This is a genomic window from Salinimicrobium sediminis (genome assembly GCF_900215295.1).
In the GTDB taxonomy this organism is placed as follows: Bacteria; Bacteroidota; Bacteroidia; order Flavobacteriales; family Flavobacteriaceae; genus Salinimicrobium; species Salinimicrobium sediminis.
Genome location: NZ_OCMF01000001.1, coordinates 1,646,911 through 1,668,273 on the forward strand (window position 1 = coordinate 1,646,911; position 21,363 = coordinate 1,668,273).

Below are 21,363 nucleotides of genomic sequence, written 5' to 3' on the forward strand. Positions count from 1 at the left end.
GAATCGTTTTAAATAAATACTTTTGATGAAACCATAAGGCCAGATTTGCGTCAACTCATCCAAAAATACGCTCCGGTAATCCGCTTCATTTTTACCTTTTTAGGGAGTTATTTGCTGCTGGCATTGCTCTATAATCTCTACCTTCAGAATTTTGACTCTTCTTCCTGGTACCCCGATTATCTTACACACCTTGTGGCTATCCAAAGCGAGGATGTAGTAGATGCCCTGGGTTATGACTCTCAAATTAGATCGGGATATCCCGAGGCTACCATGCATCTTATGGTTGAAGGTAAATTTGTGGCGCGAATAATTGAAGGTTGCAACGCGGCAAGTATTATTATCCTGTTCGTGTCTTTTATGCTGGCGTTCTCGGGCAAGCTAAGAACAACTTTCTTCTTCACCCTTGCCGGAGCAGTAATTATTTACATTACCAATATTCTTCGAATTGCATTAATGGCAATTGGAATCTACGAATATCCCCATCAGGCGCATTTTCTCCATACAGTGGCTTTTCCACTGGTGATCTATGGAGCGGTATTTTTGCTGTGGGTGCTCTGGATCATTGTATATTCAAAACAAATCAAAAATGAAGTCAGCCGTTAAGATCTTGATCATTCTCGCCCTGGTGGGGGTGCTGGCCCTTGTAAGGCTCTATGAATACAGTTTTTTTTATGACCCTTTCATGTATTTTTTTGAACAGGCATTTCAAAACGGGGAGACCATTAACTATACTTTTGATATGTTCTTCAATGTCTTTTTGCGCTTCCTGGTAAATACACTTATTTCATTATTGATCTTATGGGTAGCTTTCCGAAATCGGGGGATCATCAAATTTTCTGCACTTATTTATCTTGGCTTTTTTCTGGTGCTTTTTCCGCTTTTCATTTACCTCATGCTTCATGTGCAGCCGGAAGATTACCTGGCAGCTTTCTACGTGCGAAGGTTTTTAGCCCATCCGCTGCTTATTCTTATTTTACTGCCCGCTTTTTATTATTTCAGGCTTAGTACCGGCGTCAAAAATTAGATTTTGCCGGTGTATTAATATTTTTAGTAATTTTGTTGCTTGTATGAAGCAGCTTTTTCATAAGACCGCATCTTTCGCAATGGCATTTCTGGTGCTGTTCTCTACCGTATCTTTTACGGTAGACAAGCACTTCTGTGGAGAGATCCTTGTGGACCAGGCTGTTTTTTCTGAAGCAAAGACCTGCGGAATGCACGGGGATATGCCGGCCTCTTCTGAAAACAAGTGCTGTGATGAAGAAAAAGTCGTAGTGGAAGGCCAAAAGGAATTGAAGATTTCTTTTGACGATCTTGATCTGGACCAACAGGTTTTTCTTGCGTCTTTCACCTGGTCTTACGCAAACCTTTTTGAAGGAGAAGCACAGTCCGAGACTCCTTTTTTCCACTACAAACCACCTCTGCTCGTCTTCGACATACATTTACTCGACGAGACCTTCCTTATTTGATATTTGAATTGATTTTTTAGACCCTGCACGCCGGGGTTGTAGTGTTTATATCACTTTAATCAATTTAATTATCGAAGAATGCTCAATAAAATAATTCATTACTTTTTATATAACCGGCTGGTTACCATGCTGCTGCTTATCTTTATGATAGGCTGGGGAGTGGTCACTTCGCCTTTCGACTGGGACTTTGATCTCTTGCCCCGGGACCCGGTGCCTGTAGATGCTATTCCCGATCTTGGTGAAAATCAACAGATCGTCTTTACCGAATGGCCCGGCCGATCCCCGCAGGACATCGAGGACCAGATCACTTATCCCCTTACAACCTCTTTGTTGGGAATTCCCGGGGTGGAGTCCATCCGAAGCACCTCGATGTTCGGATTTTCCAGTATCAATATCATCTTCAATGAAGATGTAGAATTCTACTGGTCCCGCACGCGTATCCTGGAAAAGATCAACTCACTCCCTTCAGGACTCTTACCCGAAGATGCTCAACCCACACTTGGACCCGATGCAACAGCCCTGGGGCAGGTTTTCTGGTACACGCTCGAAGGTCGGGATCAGGAAGGAAATGTCACCGGTGGGTGGGACCTGCATGAGATACGATCTATTCAGGATTACTATGTGAAACTCGGCTTGAGCGGAGTAGAAGGTGTCGCTGAAGTTGCTTCGGTGGGAGGCTATGTGCGGGAGTACCAGGTGGATGTTGACCCCGATGCTTTAAGAGCCTACAATGTAGGCATCGATGATGTCATGATGGCGGTGAAAAATTCCAACAGGGATATTGGAGCCAAGACCATTGAGGTCAATAAGGTAGAATACCTTGTCCGGGGATTGGGTTACATAGAATCCCTGGAAGATATTGAAAACACTGTTGTTGCAGTTAATGAAAACACGCCTGTACTGATTTCTGATATCGGTGTAGTTACTCTTGGTCCTGCCGAAAGGCGTGGAGTCCTGGACAAAGCCGGAGCTGAAGTTGCCGGCGGAGTGGTGGTTGCACGCTATGGATCAAATCCTCTGGCGGTGATAAACAATGTGAAGGAAAAGATCGAAGAGATCTCTCCCGGGATGCCAACCAAGACACTTGCTGACGGAACTGTAAGTAAATTGACTATAGTTCCCTTTTATGATCGTACACAACTAATTCAGGAGACCTTAGGAACTCTGGAAAGTGCTCTTTCCGACGAGATCCTTATCAGTATTATTGTGGTGATCATCCTGGTGCTCAATCTCAGGGCATCGATCTTAATTTCCAGTCTGCTGCCCATTGCGGTGCTCATGACCTTTATTGCCATGCGCTATTTTGGAGTGGATGCAAACGTAGTAGCACTCTCCGGAATTGCTATAGCCATTGGGGTAATGGTAGATGTGGGGATTGTGTTCGTTGAGAATTCCCTGAGACACCTGGAAATGGATGAAAATAAAAATGCAAGGGGAGAAAAACTGCTGCGGGTGATAAGAAATGCCACAATTGAGGTAGGTCCTGCAGTGACAACTGCACTGGCTACTACCGTGGTAAGTTTCCTGCCGGTATTCTTTATGGAACATGCCGAAGGTAAACTCTTCCGGCCGCTCGCCTTCACTAAAACCTTTGCTCTTGTAGCAGCATTCCTGCTTGGAGTGATGGTGCTGCCAATGCTGTCTTACTATTTCTTCTCATTTAAATTAAATAAAGAAAGAACCAACCGCATCTGGAATTACATTCTCATAGCGGGTGGAATTATTCTGTCGCTCCTCTTCGGAATGTGGTTACCTTTAGCGCTAACAGTAATAGGAATTTTAAGATTACTGGAGCCCCGAAACCGTGGTTTTTTAGGAAGATATTCAAAAGAGATTTCACTGTTCATTATTCTGGCGGTGACTATCTTTTTCCTTACCACTCACTGGATGCCGCTTGGAGTGCGCAATCACATCATAGAAAATTATCTGTTCGTGATCGTTCTGCTGGTGATCACTCTTGCCGCACTGCTGGCCATTGTTAAATATTACGAAAGCCTTTTAACCTGGTGCCTTGAGAACAAAAAAACCTTTTTAGCACTTCCTGTGGTCACGATCTTTTTCGGATTGTTGATCTGGATGGGAATCCCTAAAATCTTCGGATTTGTGGCAGATGCTGCTGAAGAGATCGGCTGGGACATGAGAGAATCGTCGGGATGGATAGCGGCTTCAGAAGCTTTTCCGGGAGTGGGAAAGGAATTTATGCCGACATTGAATGAAGGAAGCTTCCTGCTAATGCCAACTGCTATGCCGCATTTAGGGCTTGAAGGTAGTAAGGAAGTGCTTCAAAAATTGGATATGGCAGTAACCAACATTCCTGAAGTTGAGGTTTCTGTCGGAAAACTGGGAAGGGCCGAAACTGCTATTGACCCGGCACCTATTTCAATGTATGAAAATGTGATCAACTATAAACCGGAATATATCCTCAATGAAGATGGAGAAATGCAGCGTTTTAAAGTTGATGAGGATGGAAATTTCGTACTGAAGTCAGGGGAAGTTATGCCTCATGAAGAAGCCCTCCTTGGAAATATTTCTGCAAAAGAACTGGTGCCCGATGAGGATGGAGAATACTTTAGGAACTGGAGAGAACACATCAACAGCCCCGATGATATCTGGACCGAGATCGTGAATGCAACCAGGTTCCCGGGGATCACTTCTGCACCAAAACTTCAGCCTATTGAAACCCGTCTCGTCATGCTACAAACCGGAATGCGGGCCCCTATGGGAATTAAAGTTTATGGTCCCGATCTTCAAACCATTCAGGAATTTGGATTTAAACTGGAAGAGATCCTTAAGCAGGTCCCTTCAGTCAAACATGAAGCTGTATTTGCCGACAGGATCGTGGGGAAACCTTACCTGGAACTGGATATCAACAGGCAAAATATTTCCCGGTATGGGTTGAGCATCGAGCAGGTGCAACAAACCATTGAAACAGCTATTGGGGGAATGGAGATCACGACCACGGTGGAAGGCCGGGAGCGTTATCCCGTGCGGGTGAGATATCCGCGGGAATTGCGTAATTCTCCCGAAGAGATCGAGCGAATATTAGTTCCAACTCCTACAGGGGCTCAAATTCCGCTGGGACAACTTGTGGATGTAAATTATGTGCAGGGGCCGCAAATGATTAAAAGTGAAGATACCTTCCTTGTGGGTTATGTGCTCTTTGATAGAAAAGAAGATTATGCCGAAGTCAATGTAGTGAACGATGCACAGGCCCTTATCGCAGAAAAGATCGATACAGGAGAACTGCAGGTGCCACCGGGGGTGAGTTTTGAATTCTCAGGAAATTATGAAAATCAGGTGCGGGCAGTAAAAAGTCTGGCCATCGTTATTCCTATCTCGCTTATCATCATTTTCCTTTTGCTGTACTTCCAGTTCAAGACTGTGATTGCCTCCACAATTCACTTTTCGGGAGTGTTTGTGGCCTTTGCAGGGGGCTTTATCATGATCTGGCTCTACGGGCAGCCGTGGTTTATGGACTTCAGCATTTCAGGAATGAATATGCGGGACCTGTTCCAAATGGGCACCATCAACCTAAGTGTTGCAGTATGGGTAGGTTTCATTGCCCTTTTTGGGATAGCAACAGATGACGGCGTACTAATGGGAACCTACATTCACCAGGTATTCGAAAAAAGAAATCCCCAAACTGTTCCTGCAGTACGTGCTGCAGTGCTTGAAGCCGGGAAGAAAAGAGTACGTCCCGCGATGATGACCACCGCTGTAACCATTATCGCACTATATCCAGTCCTCACTTCAACAGGAAAAGGGGCCGACATTATGGTGCCTATGGCGATACCCATCGTGGGCGGAATGGTCATACAGATCATGACCATCTTTGTGGTGCCGGTGCTACAGGCAATCTGGCGCGAAACCGTAGTTACAAGAAATGAAATAAAATTAACTGAAGGATGAAAAACACTTTAAAAATATCATTTTTGACAGGGCTGCTTTTTTTCTTCTTCGGAAGCTTGAAAGCGCAAACCCTGGAGGATTATCTGCAGCTCGCTGCGGAAAATAATCCGGAAGTAAAAGCAGCCTATGCCGAATTTGAAGCGGCTTTACAGGAGGCGCCGCAGGTTAGGAGCCTGCCCGATCCTTCTTTGACCATGACAGCTTTTGGAACCATGGTGGAAACCCGGCTTGGACCCCAGGAGGCACGTTTCTCACTGATGCAGATGTTTCCCTGGTTTGGTACTTTGGAAGCTCGGGAAGACGTGGCTAATCTTATGGCTGAAGCTAAATTTCAGGCTTTTTTGGATCTCCGAAACCGGCTCTTTTTGGACGTAAGCAGTAAATATTATGATCTGTATGAACTGGAGCAGCAGGTAATCTTCCAGGAAGAGAACCTGGAGATCCTTCAAAACTATAAAGATCTCGCGCTTTCCCGGGTGAGTGCCGGCAGCGGTGCTTTGTCTGATGTGCTGCAGACCGATCTGCTTCGGAATGAATCTGTAACCGCGCTGGAGATCCTCCGACTAAAGAAGGAAGCGGTGGTGGCGCAGTTTAACGCCCTGCTTAACCGCAGTAGATCTGAAGCTGTGAACCTTCCGCAGGATCTGGAAATAGTTTTTGAAAATGCCATTTTTGATACCTCTGTTACCGGAAACCCTCGGCTTACGGAAATGGAACGCATGGCTGCTTCGGCCAGAGCGCAGGAAATCCTGGCGAAAAAGGAAGGTCTGCCAAATGTAGGTTTGGGAGTGGATTATGTAATCGTGGGAGAGCGCATGGATATGGCGGTAGAAGATAGCGGGAGGGATGCTATAATGCCTATGCTGTCAGTAAGTCTGCCAATCTTCCGTGGAAAATATAAAGCTGCGAGAAAACAGGCAGAGTTCATGGCCGAAAGTTATGAGCAGCGAAAGATCAATATGGAAAACATGCTTTCTGCCGAAATGGAAGCAGCAGAATTCGAAGTTCGGGAGGCAGCTGAAATGCTTCGGCTTTACGAAAAGCAGGTCGAGAGTTCAAAACAGGTGCTCAACTTACTGCTGTCCGGCTATCGCAATGCCTCTGCTAATTTTGAAGAGGTACTACGGGTGAGACAGGAACTATTAAAATATAAGCTGGCGGTAGCAGGAGCAGAGGCTAATTACCTTACCGCCCTGGCACAGATCGATTATCTATCGGGTAAAAATTATGACTATGACAACAAAAACTAGAAATATACTCATTATCACCGGTTCATTAGTGGCGGGAATGTTACTGGGATGGCTGTTCTTTGGCGGCAGCGATGATGCTGAAGTACACGACCACAGCGCCGAAGCCGGACAGGAGACCATCTGGACCTGTTCCATGCACCCACAGATCAGGTCTGCAGAGCCGGGGAAATGTCCAATCTGCGGAATGGATCTTATTCCGCTGGAAAGCGGAGATGTTACAGGCAATCCCGAAGCCGTGCAAATGACCGAATATGCCATGAAACTGGCAAATATTCAAACACAAACTGTAGGCAACGGCTCAGGAGAAAGGGAATTGAGATTAAACGGGAAAGTAACCGTAGATGAAAGGATCGCATATACGCAATCCACTCACGTGCCGGGAAGGATCGAAAGACTCATGGTGAATTTTACCGGCGAAGAAGTAAAGCGCGGGCAGGCCCTGGCAGTTGTTTATTCTCCCGAACTTATCACCGCCCAGGAAGAACTGCTGCAGGCATACGCGATAAGAAGTTCACAACCGGAGCTTTTTGAAGCTGCCAAACAGAAGCTACGAAACTGGAGGATAGGTGAGAACCAGATCAACAGAATACTTGAATCGGGCAAGGCAACAGACAGGTTTACTATTACCGCCGATGTTGGCGGCATAGTGACCGAAAAGTTAGTGGAGCTGGGGGATTATGTAGAGCGCGGAATGCCTCTTTACCAAATCGCTGACCTTTCAAAAATGTGGGTGTTATTTGACCTTTATGAAAGAACAATAGGTCTTGTGGAGAAAGGAGACAAGGTAGAATTTACTGTCGCCTCTATTCCGGGAGATACATTTGAGGGAACTATCGATTTTATAGATCCACTTTTAAACCAGCAAACCCGTGTGGCAACGGCAAGAGTTGAAATTTCAAATAAAGAGGACAGGTTAAAGCCGGGAATGTTCGTTACCGGGGTTGTAAATACATCGGGCGCCGTAGATGCTTCAGGAATCACCATTCCAAGATCAGCAGTGCTTTGGACCGGGAAACGCAGCGTGGTTTATATCAATGAGGGTACAGCTGCAAATCCGTCGTTTGTGATGCGGGAAGTGGTGCTGGGACAGTCCCTTGGAGATACTTATGAAGTGCTGGAAGGTCTTGCAGCCGGGGAAGAGATTGTAGTAAACGGCACTTTTACAGTGGATGCAGCGGCACAGCTTGCAGGAAAGCCCAGTATGATGAATCCCGCGGTTGTTGCTTCCGGTATTAAGCAGGAAGATGTGAGACAGTATCTTCAGAATAATAGCATTGATTTTAAAGAAGAAGCTTCCGAAGAGTTTCAGAAACAACTAAACCGGGTGGTGACGGTTTATCTTCAGCTTAAAGATGCACTTGTGGAAGAAAAAGAGGAAGAAAGCGTAAATTTGACAGGGAAACTGCAGGAAGCTGTTGAAGCGACAGAAGCTTCGGCTTTGATTGGAGAAGCAAAAGCATTTTGGGAAGAAAAGCAAAAATTCCTTCTGCAGCATACTGAAGTGGGCATGGAGGCAGAAAATATAAAAGCGCAAAGAGAGAATTTTATTTATATCTCTGAAGCGCTCATCAAAACCGTGGCCACCTTCGGAATTGGTGAAGGAAGCATTTATGTGGATTACTGCCCTATGGCAAATTCTGACAAAGGTGCTTACTGGCTAAGCCAAGAAGCCGAAATTAGAAATCCGTATTATGGAGACGCCATGCTTAAATGTGGCGAGATCGTAGAACAATTGAATTAAATAAGCAACTATAAATATCCTAAAAATGAAAAACACAAAAATGACAATTATGGCACTGGCAGCAGCTTTTATGCTGGCTTCGTGTGGAGAAACTAAAAAAGAAGAAGCAACTGAAGAAGCGGGAATGCCTATGCAAAACGAGATGCACCAGGAAGAAACCGGGGAGCATGACATGAGTATGGTCGGAAATCTTGATGACGGGCAATCCGGTGATATTGAATTTAGCAATGATGCTGTGGGTAGCGCTTATCAACACTACATGCACGTTAAGACGGCTTTAGTGAACACCAATGCAGAAGAAGCTCAAAGCGGTGGAAAAATGCTTGTTGAAGCACTTGGAAAGGTTGAAAACAGCACGAAAGCTACAGAGGCTGCGGAAAAGATCGCCAACTCCACAGAGATCAATGAGCAAAGAACAGCTTTTCTTGACCTTTCTGCAGGAATGGAGGAAATATTGAGCGGAGCAATTGCTTCAGGAGAGCTTTACAAACAATATTGCCCAATGGCTTTTGATGGAAAGGGTGGATCATGGCTTTCGGCATCAAAAGAGATAAGAAATCCTTACTATGGCGATAAAATGCTGAAATGCGGAAGTGTACGTGACACTATTAAATAATTAATACCACAACTGCCGGTCCCGGTTTTGAGGGACCGGCTAACTATAATAATACAGAAATGAATTTGAAAACCTATTTTCTATTTCTCTTATTGGGGGTATCTTCTTTACTCCAGGCTCAGGTCGATGAGAAGGAGGATCACTCAAGTCACGTCAAGAGCACGAAGACAGCCGGCAAAAGCCTGAGTCCGCATACTATGGCCATGGCTATGGTAGATGTTGCTCACGTACATATTGACTATTCTGCCCCGAGTGTAAGAGATCGTGTCATCTTTGGGGGTTTGGTAGGATTTGACAGGGTTTGGCAGGCCGGGGCGCACAATGCCACCTGGTTAAGTACAGACAAGGACCTGTTAATTGCCGGAAAAAAGCTGCCGGCAGGAAAATATGGTTTCTTCCTCATCCCCGGGAAAAAGGAGTGGACCCTGATCTTTAATTCACGATGGGAACAGCATGGTAAAGATGAGTATAATGAGGCCGAAGATGTGTTAAGGCTGACCCTTAAGCCTGAGGATCTAAAGGAAGTCCAGGAGGTGCTGACCTATGAAGTGAATAAAACAGGAGAAAAGTCGGGAGAACTCATTTTTTCCTGGGAGAAAAAGAAGTTAAGATTACCATTTGAGGTAAAATAGATGAAAATCTATATCAAAAATATGGTTTGTAACCGCTGCATCATGATGGTGAAGTCTGAACTGGAAAAGTTCGGACTTCAGCCTGATGTGGCACAGCTTGGAGAAGTGGATCTCCGCCGGAAAATTTCCGAAGAAGAAAAAGAGCTGCTAGATAAACGTTTTCGGGAATTAGGTTTCGAGATCATTGATGATAAGAAGACAAGGTTGATCGAAAGCATCAAGACCTGTATTGTGGAGCGGATACATTATACCGAAGAACCTTTGAAAATTACTTTTTCTGAATATCTTTCAGAAAAGTTCCACCATGATTATTCCTCCCTTAGCAAGCTGTTTTCTGAAGTGCAGGGAATGACCATAGAACAATATGTGATCAATCAAAAGATTGAAAAAGTAAAGGAACTGCTGGTTTATGATGAGCTATCCCTTAGCGAAATTGCGCACCAACTTCATTATTCCAGCGTCTCACATTTGAGCAAGCAGTTCAAAAAAGTAACGGGTTTGACGCCTACCCATTTTAAGCAGGTAAAGGAAAACAAACGCATTCCTCTGGACAAGCTTTAGAATCTTACCACAAATTTCCAGAATTGTATAACATTTCCGCTTTAAATCCTGCGAACTTTGGGATATAAAAGTGTAAGAAATGAAACATACTTATAAAATCACCGGCATGACCTGTAACGGCTGTCGTTCTCATGTTGAAAAAACACTTCAGGAGGTTGCCGGAGTAAAAAATGCTTCCGTAGATCTTGAAAAAGGAGAGGCTGTGATCGAAATGGAGCAGCATATTCCCTGGGACATCTTTGAAACTGCCCTTCAACAGGGCGGAGGGAATTATCACATTCTTGCTCCGGGTACTTCGGAAAGCAAGTCAGCAGAAAAAGGTTCCAAAAATGACATTTCTGAGACCTCTTCTTCAGAAGCGGCAATGACCCACTCCTATAAAATTACCGGAATGACCTGTAACGGCTGCCGTTCTCACGTAGAAGAAACACTTCGAAATGTCGATGGCGTGATACAAGCTTCCGTAGATCTGCAAAAGTCTGAAGCGGTCATCGAAATGAAACAGCACATCCCGGTTGAGGTTTTTGAAGCTGCTCTTCAGAAAGACGGAGGGAAGTATCATATCCTGGCGCCGGGTACTTCGGAAAGGAAGTCAGCAGAAAAAGGTTCCAAAAATGACATTTCTGAAGCTAATTCTGAAATAGATAAGTCTTCAATGTCTCACACCTATAAGATCACCGGAATGACCTGCAATGGCTGTCGTTCCCATGTGGAAGAGACGTTGGGAAAGGTTGAAGGAGTTCAATCTGCTTCCGTAGACCTGGAAAAGTCTGAAGCGGTCATTAAAATGGAAAAGCACATCCCGGTTGAAGTTTTTGAAGCTGCTCTTCAGAAAGACGGAGGGAAGTATCATATCCTGGCGCCGGGTACTTCGGAAAGGAAGTCAGCAGAAAAAGGTTCCAAAAATGACATTTCTGAAGCTAATTCTGAAATAGATAAGTCTTTAATGACCCACACTTATAAGATCACCGGAATGACCTGCAATGGCTGTCGTTCCCATGTGGAAGAAACGCTTCAAAAGGTTGCCGGAGTAAAATCTGCTTCAGTGGATCTTGACAAAGCTGAAGCACAGGTTGAAATGGAGCGGCATATCCAAATAGGTATTTTTGAAGATGCGCTCCAAAAGGATGGGGGTAAATACCATATTCATTCAGAAGGTAATACAGAAAAATATCAGGTGACCGGGATGACCTGTAGCGGTTGTCGGGCTCATGTTGAGGAAACGTTGAAGAAAGTTGAAGGAGTACAATCTGTTTCTGTTGACCTGGAAAAGGCAGAGGCGGTGATAACTTCAGAAAAAGCCATTCCTGTGACCGTTTTTCAGGAAACGCTGAGAAAGGACGGCAGCACGTACAACATTTATCTGCCGGGACAAGACATTACGGCACCTCCAAAGCCTGAGAAGCCAAAAGGTAAGGGGACAGGGACTTTTTATTGCCCGATGCACTGTGAGGGCGATAAAACCTACGACAAACCGGGAGATTGTCCCGTCTGCGGCATGGACCTGGTGGAGGAGGTAAGCCTTAAAGCTGAAAAACCGCTTTATACCTGCCCAATGCATCCCGAAATTCAGAAGGATGAGCCGGGAAGTTGCCCAATCTGCGGGATGGACCTGGTGCGGATGGAGCCCGAGGCTTCTGCCGAACAGAAATCTTATCAAAAGCTGCTTAAAAAGTTTAAAATAGCCGTGGCTTTTACGGTCCCGATCTTTCTTATCGCCATGGGAGAAATGATTCCCGGAAACCCCATTTATGACTGGATGAGCATGCAAGCCTGGAATTGGGTACAGTTTGCCCTTTCCCTGCCGGTGGTTTTCTACGCCACCTGGATGTTCTTTGAAAGAGCATGGCGTTCTGTGAAGACCTGGAACCTGAATATGTTCACTCTTATTGGAATTGGTGCAGGGGTAGCGTGGTTGTTTAGTGTTTTCGGGATGTTGTTCCCGGGATGGTTTCCGGAGCAGTTTCTAAGCCATCATGGTACGGTTCACGTGTACTACGAAGCGGCAACAGTAATCCTAACATTGGTTTTATTGGGACAATTGCTGGAAGCAAGAGCGCACAGTCGCACCAATTCGGCCATTAAAGAATTGTTGAAACTTGCCCCAAACACAGCTACTATTGTGGAAAATGGAGAAGAGCGGGAGATCCATACAGATGAGATTGAGGTAGGTAACATCTTAAGAGTAAAACCCGGAGATAAGATCCCCGTGGATGGGAGTATCCAGAAGGGGCAGACCAATATCGACGAATCCATGATCACAGGAGAGCCTGTGCCCGTTGAAAAAGCAGAAGGCGATAAGGTAACTTCCGGAACCATTAACGGGAACAGAAGCTTTACCATGAAAGCTGAAAAAGTTGGCGATGAGACCCTGCTTGCCCAGATCATTAAGATGGTGAACGATGCGAGCAGATCGCAGGCGCCGATTCAGAAGTTGGCAGACAAGATCTCCGGATATTTTGTTCCGGTTGTAGTGCTTATTTCGGTGATCACGTTCATTGTGTGGGCTGCTTTTGGTCCCGAGCCGAGTTATGTTTATGCCTTAATTAATGCCATAGCTGTTTTGATCATTGCCTGTCCCTGTGCCCTTGGACTGGCGACGCCAATGTCGGTCATGGTTGGGGTCGGGAAAGGAGCTCAAAATGGAGTGCTGATAAAAAACGCCCAGTCCCTGGAGCATATGGACAAGATCGATGTGCTAATTATTGATAAAACAGGAACTATTACAGAAGGAAAACCTTCAGTTGAAAAGGTTGTGCCTTCGGGAGAGATTTCAGAAGATAAACTTACCAGCTTTCTGGCTTCCGTAAACGCACAAAGTGAGCATCCACTGGCAGAAGCCACAGTACGTTACGCAAAGGGAAAGAACCTGAATTATCCTGAAGCTTCAGATTTCGATGCGGTTACAGGAAAAGGGGTTACAGGGACTTCAGAAGGAAGATCTGTTGCAATAGGTAATGAAAAGCTTATGCAGGAGATCAATGCTGAGGTTGATAAAAACCTGCAGCAGCAGGTAAAATCTGAACAGGAACAAGGGAAAACGGTTTCTTACATCGCCGTCGATTCAAAAGTTGTGGGTTATGTTACTATTACCGATCCTATTAAGAAGACAAGCCGACAAGCAATTTCTGATTTAATCGAAGCAGGAGTTGAGGTGGTGATGTTGACGGGAGACAACGAAGTTACAGCAGCCGCTGTGGCTAAGGAATTGCATCTTTCAGGCTTTAAAGCCGGAATGTTGCCGCAGGATAAGATGGAGGAAGTTACAAAACTGCAGCAGCAAGGTAAGAAAGTTGCCATGGCAGGAGACGGGATCAATGATGCGCCCGCACTTGCCAAAGCTGATATTGGTATTGCGATGGGTACAGGAACCGATGTGGCTATTGAAAGCGCAGAAATTACCCTTGTAAAAGGAGATCTTCACGGGGTGGTGAAAGCCAAAAATCTGAGTAAAAAGGTGATGAAAAACATCAAGCAAAACCTGTTTTTCGCCCTTATTTACAACACGCTGGGAGTGCCGATTGCTGCGGGGGTGTTGTTCCCTTTCTTCGGAATATTGCTTTCACCTATGATCGCAGCACTGGCTATGAGCTTTAGTTCTGTTTCGGTAATTGCCAATGCGTTGAGGTTAAGAGGAGTGAAGCTGGACTAAGTAAAATTTTTAGTTTTTCTCAAAGATTTTTAAAAAGCCGGACATAGATCCGGCTTTTTAAAATTCAAGTTTTTGTTAGAAAAATTCGTGTTGTTCCATATCTATTGCGGTATTACCATTCGTAATATTCAATCCATTTCTGTACATGTGGCCAGTAATTGTTGAATTCATCTTCATCAATATTTCCGTCATGATCAAGATCCCAATCTCCCAATAAACCATTGTTCCATTCCTCTCTTGAAATCAAACCGTTGTGGTCGCTGTCATAGGTTATAAACCATTGCGACTCTTCAAATATTTTATTCCATTCATCATTATCCAAAAAGTTGTTGTGACTTTCATCAAACAAGGTGAAATTATCTTCTGCCCAATTGCTATACATGGAAGAGTACCCTTCATCCCATTCCTCTTTACCTATACTAAAATCGAAATCGACATCGGTGTTTAAAAAAGTGGTCCAATAAAATTCTTCCATGGTTAAATTTCCATCATTGTCTGAGTCCCAAAGCCCTGCGAAATTGTCAGGGTAACTCAAGGAAACTTCCTGTAGGTCAAGAAGTCCATTATTGTTATTGTCAAAAAAATGGAATGGATCATATTCACTATGAACCGTTACAGTTTTTTTCATTATTCCCTGGATCAAGTTCATAATGGGTTCATCGGTAGCGTCCCAAACTCCTTTAATCCCTTCATCCTGATTGTCTGCGTAAAGCTTTACCGTGATTTTCTGTCCATTACCTGCATTCTTTATGGCATTATCATAAAAAGTAAGTTTCGTATTGATATGAGTTCCGGCAGTCAATAGCACCGGAGAAGCAATGAAATCAGCAGAATTTTCATCCTCTACTTTCACTGCGGTCAAAAAACTATCCTGATTCACTACAATTTTTCGAACCACTACAGTATTACCTGATAAATTTTGATGGTCATCGATCAAAATTTGCTGGATTAATGGTTCTGGTTCATCATCATCACTACAGCTGTTGATTCCCACCAACAGGAAAAATAGTCCTGCGCCCAGCAGGATTTTCTTCAGAGGTAATTGTGTTTTCATCTTTCATCCTTTTCATAAATCATATAAATTTATTTTAAATTACTGAAAAACAGATATTTAAGAGCGTAAAAGAGAAGTGATCACTGAGACTATTGATGAAGATTTAACCCGCCTGATTAATTATTCCTTAAAATCCTCCAAACGTGAAGTGTGAGAATAAGAGCGAAAATTGTAAGGTTCTTTATAACTGAAAAAGGCCCTCCATTAAGGAGAACCTTTTCTAAATATCATTAATTATAAGAGATTACAACATCTCCCAAATATTTCAATTACCAGGTCATCACATAAGGACTGTAAACATTGAATTCATCCTCATCAATGAGGTCATCATTAGTGGTGTCCCAGTCTGCAAAGAGTCCTGCATCCCATTCATCTTCTGAGACAAGCGTGTCGGCATTTTCATCATAGGTGTCAAACCATTCAGAATCTGCAAAAGCAATATTCCATTCGTCCAGACTTAGAACATCGTCTGCATTATCGTCAAAAGTGTCAAAATCATCGTCGATCCAACCTCCAAACATTGCTGCAAAACCGGCGTCCCATTCTTCGGCACTTATGCTGTCATCATCATCGGCATCAGTGTTTGCAAAAGTTGTGTTATAGAACTCTTCGCTGTCTAATCCATCTCCATCTGCATCCCATTCTTCAAAATTATTTTGATAGGTAGCAAGGATTTCATCTGCATCCAAAGTTCCATTTTCGTCTATATCGAAGTCTGCAAAAGATTCAGAAGCTTCAAAAACAGTAATAGTCTCTGTTTCTGCTATTGCGCGATCTGAGGAATCCCAACTTCCTGCAGTGCTTCCGGTATCATCGTACAGTCGTAAAACAATCTGTTGTCCTTCTCCGTCATCACTAATTGCGCCTTCATCAAAGACCAATTCCACATCTGTATTCTCACCTTGTTGAAGTTTTACAGGATCGGCAATAAAGTTATTGGTTGCTTCACTGCCAACATTCACGGCAGTTAGCCAGCTGGTTTGACCCACAGTAATACTTTCAAGAACTATGGTATTATCCATTAAAGTGTATTCATCTGAAGCCAGATTGAAGGTCCCGGTGGGGAGTGGGGTAATTGTCCCGTCGTCGTCGTCACTACAGCTGTTGAATGCTACAAGCATTAATAACATTCCTGCGTAAAACATAAATTTTTTCAGGTTTTTTCCGTTTTTCATAATCATTTGTTTTAGTTTTTTGTTTGAATATTACGCGCTAAAACTCTGAAAATTAATTGGTTGAATGAAATTCTTTTGTAAGAAAGCAGCGGATTTTAAAAGGAGTTTAACGTCAACGTTAAGCCAATGCTAAGAGCTATGGCTGGTATAATTTGAATTGCAAAAAATTTTAAGCTCTTATTGCAGACATAAAAAAAGCTGCCTGTAAACTTTCGATGTTTGATGAAAGTTTACAGGCAGCCTGAAACAAAGAATTAATTTATTTAACTGTTGGGATCAAGAATTAAATTCACTCTTTCCAAAGCATCTTCAAGATGGTATCTGGTAAGGGTATCATTGCTTCTGCCAATGCTGTTTCGAAGATCACGCTGAAGTTTCTTAAGTTCTCCCCTAACTACAGGACGAATGTCACTTTGTGCAACATCTACATCTGTTCTGGTGCTCCAGGAACGGAAGCGGGCAGGAATTTCAGATTGTTCTTCGGTCATTAAATGCTCCATGCGATTGATATATGCCCGCTGAAGGTTTCTACGGTAGGTATCGATAGCCTGTCCTCTTCTCAATTCGCTCCAGATCCCGGATCTCAGGTCCTGCATCATATCCAGGAGCCCGTAAGCACTGCTTCCGTTCATTTCCCGGTTTTCTATCAACCTAGCCATTCTTCCAAAGTCAAGCAAATTATTAAGCGTTCTTTCCTGAGTACCTCTAATTCTTTCAATATTTCCGTCGAATTCGATCCTGTTGAAGATCTCCTGGTCGATCAACCATTCAGGAGTGGAAAACAATTCATCCTGAAGGAATTTCATTGCAGTTCTTTGTCTTTCGGGAGTAACGTGGAAAAATACAGCACCTTCCTGGTCGTAGGTTTTGGTTTCTTTGATCACTCCCCCTACATTGGCTGCAACATGGCCCATGTAACGATTGTACTGTCCAAGCACCTGCTCATACATAGTCTCAAGATCTTCGTAATCTTTACCTTTTTCGGCTGTCCATTCGATGAGGTTAGGAACAATTCTCTTAAGGTTCTTGATACCATACTGGCTGGCAAGTACAGAGTCGTCACCAAGATCTTCAGTTTGTGAAGTTGGATCGATCACCCCACTTTGCTGAGCTCCAAATCTATAAACAGGATCCCCTGCTTTTTCAAGGATCCAGGCATCAAGGATCTCTTTTTCCTCTTGACCATATTTATCGGGGATCGGTTTATAACCCCACATAATAGAATATTTATCGTAAGGTCCAATGTTAGGCATTAGCGCTACATCTCCATCTTCAGGTTGTGCGATATAGTTGAATCGGGCATAGTCCATAATAGATGGCGCTGTTCCGTATTTTTGAGTGAATTCCGGATCTCTCAAAGACTCTACAGGATAAGCAACACTGCTTCCCATGTTGTGTGGCAGACCAAGAGTGTGGCCTACCTCATGAGCAGATACAAATCTAATAAGGCGGCCCATGATCTCATCTTTAAATGCTACTCCCCGTGCATCTTCATTGATGGCTGCAGTTTGTACAAAGAACCAGTTCCTCAACAAGGTCATCACATTGTGATACCAGTTGATGTCTGATTCCAGGATCTCTCCGGAACGCGGATCACTCACGTGAGGTCCATTTGCATTTGGAATTGGAGAAGCCAGGTATCGCACTACAGAATAGCGGGCGTCTTCGGGGCTCCAGTCCGGATCTTCTTCTTTTGATGGAGGATCTTTAGCTATAATGGCATTTTTAAAACCCGCAGCTTCAAACGCAACCTGCCAGTCTTCTATACCTTGTTTAATGAAAGGCACCCATTTTGCAGGGGTGGCACGATCAACATAATAAACAATTGGTTCTTTAGGTTCCACCAGTTCCCCACGTTTGAATTTTTCCAAGTCTTCTTCCTTAACCTCAAGTCTCCAGCGGTCAAGATATCGCACAGTTTCACTTTTTTGGGCTTCCAGACCGTAATCTGTTTGCCCTGTAGTAAACCAGCCAACACGTTCGTCAAAGTACCTTCTTTCCATGGGCACCTTTGGAAGCAGGATCATGGAATTGCTCATTTTAACAGAAATTGAAGCTGTACTCGCATTTGAAGGCGGTTCAGAAGAATTGTAGGTCTTTACGTGACGCACCTCAATATTTTCAGGGTAACTTCTTATTGTATCAATATAAGACCTGCTGTCATCAAGACGGGTGATCTTATAGTCTTTTCTGTTTCTTTCAGGAAAACCAAGTGCCTGGACATCTTTTTGAAAAAGATCTGTCACCTTGATCACCGTCGAATTGTTCACAGAATCCTTGTGGTAAGCAGCAATGTCAAAAGAGAAGAGGATAGGTTCAAAATTGGAATTGACCACTGCTTCATGCACCGGCAGGGAATCTGCAGCATAAACGTCGTGAGACACTACGCGTAGAAGAACGTTCTTGTTCTTCTTTTCCCAACGCAACACCTGTTCGTTTTGTTTTCCGCCACCAAACCCAATGCCCGAAGCAGTTTGGGCGATACGGGTCACCATGAGCATTTCCCGGTTAAAAAGGCTATCCGGAATTTCGTAGAAGTAATCATCTTCCACCTGGTGAACGGTAAATAATCCGGGGTCTGATTTAGCATCTTTGGTTATGACCTTATTATAAGGTTTGATGCCGTTTTTGTCTTTTTCGGAAGGCTTGGCTGTGGCTGCCGTTTTAGAATCCTTTTCGGGTTGAAAAACAGCACAGCTCGTCATTGAAAAAGAAAGGAAAACAATAAGGAGCCGGAGCAGTAATCGGTTGTTCATTAATTATAAATTTTAGTTAAGAATCGCCCAATTTAGAAAAACAGGATATGGCTGCCTAGCCTTAGGCTGTTAAAATAAAAAGAGTTGCACTATGCTGTAATAGGACAGCAGGAAAGGGAAAAGGTTTAAAAAAGAGTTAAAAACTAAATACAAAGCAAATATGATATGCGTCAGTAATCTTTGTTTTTGAACTGCTGCAGAAATTTTTTTCCCTGTGATATACCGTATCTTTGGAAGGAAATGAGATTTCTTTTTCTTTTTATTCTCCTGTTATTTTCGGGCAATATATTTTCCCAGCTGGGGTTTTGTCCAGGGAGTAAAGGGGATCCCATTTTTCATGAAGATTTTGGCGCAGGCACTTCCACCGGTGCACCACTTGGACCCGCTGTAACAAATTATCAGTTTGTCACCGGAGACCCAAATGACGGGCAGTACACTATCTCCGGCAGAATTGGGCAGAATAATACCACCTGGCATTCCCGTTTTCCGCAAACCACCATCTCCAATGGAAGAGCTTTAATAGTTAACGCTAACGACAACACAGCCGGGAAATTCTATGAGTTTAGTGTTAGTAATCTTTGCGAAGCCACCACCTACGAATTTTCAGCATTTTTGATGAATGTTTACGATGCGGGTAGCGTAGATGTTTGTCCCGGCACAGGTATACCAATAAATGTAAGATTTGAAATATGGGACGAAACGAATTCGAAAAAACTGGCCGAAGGTAGTACAGGTGATATCCATGGTGCAAGAAATCCCAGATGGGAACAGTACGCTCTGGTGTTTAGATCGCAACCGGGACAAAATAAGGTAGTTCTAAAGATGTTCAACAATGGAATTGGTGGCTGCGGAAATGATTTAGCGATAGATGATATCATTTTCAGGTCTTGTGGAGATCTTACGGAAGTATCTTCAGCAGAAATTGATAAGGACGAGCTGGTGGTTTGTCCGCAGGATGTGCCGGCAAAAGTAAATCTCACTGCCACGCCAGATTTTAGTGTGTACAATACTCATGCGTTTCAATGGCAGGAAAGTATAGATGGAGAAAACTGGCAGGATCTGCCTGGAGAGACAAAAGCAAATTTTTCTTCGGAAGCTATCTCCACCAGTAAATATTTTAGGGTTAAGGTTGCTGAAGATGAAGTGAATCTTGATGACAGCTTTTGCAGTTCGGCTTCCGAAGCTTTTGCGGTGATCATAACCAAGACACCAAGGGCACCGGTTAGCCTCGGAGATGTAACGGCATGTAGGGGAGATGCAATTCGCGCTTTGCGGGTACAGATCCTTGAAGATGAAGAGGTGTTCTGGTATGATGCACCTTCCGGGGGAAATATCATTGCTGCCGGAAATCCGAATTTTGTTCCGGAAGAAGCCGGCACCTATTACGCCGAAACCAAAAAAATTAATGCTGATTGTGCAGCCAGCAATAGAACAGCTGTGACTTTAAATCTTTTTTCGAAGCCTGAAGTTTCGGATGAAATCCTTCAGCTTTGCCCGGATCAACCCTTAATATTGGATGCTGGCGCGGGAAATTACAGCTATCTATGGGCTTCAGGAGAGACGACGAGGCAAATTGTGATTACACAACCGGGAAATTATTCGGTAGCTATAACGAATACCCAGGGTTGTGCAGCGGTCAAAAACTTTGAGGTGAAAACTGCAGATGTTGCGGGAATTTCCGGAGTAAGATCTGAAGGCAGTACAGTGATTATAATCCCGGAAAATTCAGGTTCCTTCCAATATTCGCTGGACGGCATTAACTTCGGGGATTCAAATGTGTTCACAAATATTTCCGGCGGAATTTATACGGCTTACCAAAGAGACCTCGCCGGCTGTAAGACTGTATCAAAAGAATTTCCGCACATCGTGATTCCAAAATATATTACGCCAAACAATGATGGTTATAATGACAGGTTTGAGTTGAAGGGGGTGGAGTATTTTAAAGCTTCGGAAATTCGCATTTTCGACAGGTATGGCAGATTATTGGCTCACGGGAAGGGGGAAGATTTTTCCTGGAATGGCCTCCTACATGAGCGGGAATTACCGGCTGCCGATTACTGGTACCACATTTTCATTGATGGTTTTGAACCTGTCAAAGGAAGTTTTTCCCTGTTGCGATAGGCCTTTAAAGGAGGTTAATCTGTCGTTAATTGCTCTCACATTTTTCTTTGAAGTACGGAGAAAGATTATCTTATGAGGATAATTAAAAAATTTGAGCAATGGAAAAGATAGTGAATTTAGTAGCAGAAAAAGCAGGAATTACAACGGCTCAAGCCCAAACGGCTGTAAATACTGTAGCCGGATTTCTTAAAGACAGAATGCCTCCCGCATTGGCGAGCCAGGTAGATAATTATCTTAAAGGTGAGGCCGAAGGTGGCGGTGGCGGAATTGCCGGAGCTGCCGGGAAACTGGGAGGCATGTTCGGTAAAAAATAAATTGTCAAAAATGACAAATAAGAACGCCGTTTCAGGAAAATGAAACGGCGTTTTGTATACCTCCCAAAAGTGACATTTTAAAAGGCTCTTTTTGAAATTTGGGATTTGTATTTAAA

15 protein-coding genes are annotated in these 21,363 nt (G+C 43.8%); 12 read left to right on the top strand and 3 right to left on the bottom strand.

The window, feature by feature from the left end; all coding sequences use genetic code 11:
- Positions 1 to 45 precede the first annotated feature (45 nt).
- The 10 genes from xrtF to CRO16_RS07680 all read left to right on the top strand — a co-directional run bounded on the left by xrtF (position 46) and on the right by CRO16_RS07680 (position 13,827).
- On the top strand, positions 46 to 603 hold the full coding sequence (gene xrtF, locus CRO16_RS07635) for an exosortase family protein XrtF (protein ID WP_097055825.1): 558 nt from the start codon (positions 46 to 48) through the stop codon (positions 601 to 603).
- Positions 587 to 1,024: an exosortase F system-associated membrane protein gene (locus CRO16_RS07640; protein ID WP_179670503.1), complete on the top strand. Its 438-nt coding sequence runs from the start codon at positions 587 to 589 to the stop codon at positions 1,022 to 1,024. Before xrtF ends, CRO16_RS07640 begins: the two co-directional genes overlap by 17 nt.
- Before the next feature lie 43 nt (positions 1,025 to 1,067).
- Positions 1,068 to 1,466 (top strand): HYC_CC_PP family protein, encoded by a 399-nt coding sequence (locus CRO16_RS07645; protein WP_097055692.1) that lies wholly within the window; start codon positions 1,068 to 1,070, stop codon positions 1,464 to 1,466.
- A gap of 78 nt (positions 1,467 to 1,544) precedes the next feature.
- Positions 1,545 to 5,375, top strand: coding sequence for an efflux RND transporter permease subunit (locus tag CRO16_RS07650; RefSeq protein WP_097055693.1), 3,831 nt, complete (start codon positions 1,545 to 1,547; stop codon positions 5,373 to 5,375).
- On the top strand, positions 5,372 to 6,625 hold the full coding sequence (locus tag CRO16_RS07655; protein ID WP_097055694.1) for a TolC family protein: 1,254 nt from the start codon (positions 5,372 to 5,374) through the stop codon (positions 6,623 to 6,625). Before CRO16_RS07650 ends, CRO16_RS07655 begins: the two co-directional genes overlap by 4 nt.
- Complete coding sequence (locus tag CRO16_RS07660; protein WP_097055695.1) at positions 6,609 to 8,366, top strand: efflux RND transporter periplasmic adaptor subunit; 1,758 nt, start codon at positions 6,609 to 6,611, stop codon at positions 8,364 to 8,366. Before CRO16_RS07655 ends, CRO16_RS07660 begins: the two co-directional genes overlap by 17 nt.
- A gap of 25 nt (positions 8,367 to 8,391) precedes the next feature.
- Positions 8,392 to 8,982 (top strand): DUF3347 domain-containing protein, encoded by a 591-nt coding sequence (locus CRO16_RS07665; RefSeq protein ID WP_097055696.1) that lies wholly within the window; start codon positions 8,392 to 8,394, stop codon positions 8,980 to 8,982.
- 59 nt (positions 8,983 to 9,041) lie between these two features.
- Entirely contained in the window at positions 9,042 to 9,614 is a 573-nt protein-coding gene (locus CRO16_RS07670; RefSeq protein ID WP_097055697.1) for a DUF2911 domain-containing protein, read from the top strand.
- Positions 9,615 to 10,175, top strand: coding sequence for a helix-turn-helix domain-containing protein (locus CRO16_RS07675; protein WP_097055698.1), 561 nt, complete (start codon positions 9,615 to 9,617; stop codon positions 10,173 to 10,175).
- Between the two features lie 79 nt (positions 10,176 to 10,254).
- Positions 10,255 to 13,827 (top strand): heavy metal translocating P-type ATPase, encoded by a 3,573-nt coding sequence (locus tag CRO16_RS07680; RefSeq protein ID WP_097055699.1) that lies wholly within the window; start codon positions 10,255 to 10,257, stop codon positions 13,825 to 13,827.
- Positions 13,828 to 13,939: 112 nt separating this feature from the next.
- Here CRO16_RS07680 and CRO16_RS07685 read toward each other — a convergent pair whose 3' ends face one another.
- From CRO16_RS07685 to CRO16_RS07695, 3 genes are all read right to left on the bottom strand, one after another.
- Positions 13,940 to 14,881, bottom strand: a complete 942-nt coding sequence (locus CRO16_RS07685) for a DUF7282 domain-containing protein (protein ID WP_097055700.1) — start codon at positions 14,879 to 14,881, stop codon at positions 13,940 to 13,942.
- Positions 14,882 to 15,150: 269 nt separating this feature from the next.
- Positions 15,151 to 16,056, bottom strand: coding sequence for an EF-hand domain-containing protein (locus CRO16_RS07690; protein WP_143544470.1), 906 nt, complete (start codon positions 16,054 to 16,056; stop codon positions 15,151 to 15,153).
- 263 nt (positions 16,057 to 16,319) lie between these two features.
- Positions 16,320 to 18,812 (bottom strand): zinc-dependent metalloprotease, encoded by a 2,493-nt coding sequence (locus CRO16_RS07695; protein ID WP_245858903.1) that lies wholly within the window; start codon positions 18,810 to 18,812, stop codon positions 16,320 to 16,322.
- Positions 18,813 to 19,052: 240 nt separating this feature from the next.
- On the opposite strand from CRO16_RS07695, the gene CRO16_RS07700 reads away from it, so the two are divergent.
- Both CRO16_RS07700 and CRO16_RS07705 read left to right on the top strand, forming a co-directional pair.
- The gene (locus CRO16_RS07700) at positions 19,053 to 20,933 is read left to right on the top strand and encodes a T9SS type B sorting domain-containing protein (RefSeq protein ID WP_097055702.1); all 1,881 of its coding nucleotides are present in this window, start codon (positions 19,053 to 19,055) and stop codon (positions 20,931 to 20,933) included.
- Between the two features lie 98 nt (positions 20,934 to 21,031).
- Positions 21,032 to 21,247, top strand: coding sequence for a hypothetical protein (locus CRO16_RS07705; protein WP_097055703.1), 216 nt, complete (start codon positions 21,032 to 21,034; stop codon positions 21,245 to 21,247).
- Positions 21,248 to 21,363 lie beyond the last annotated feature (116 nt).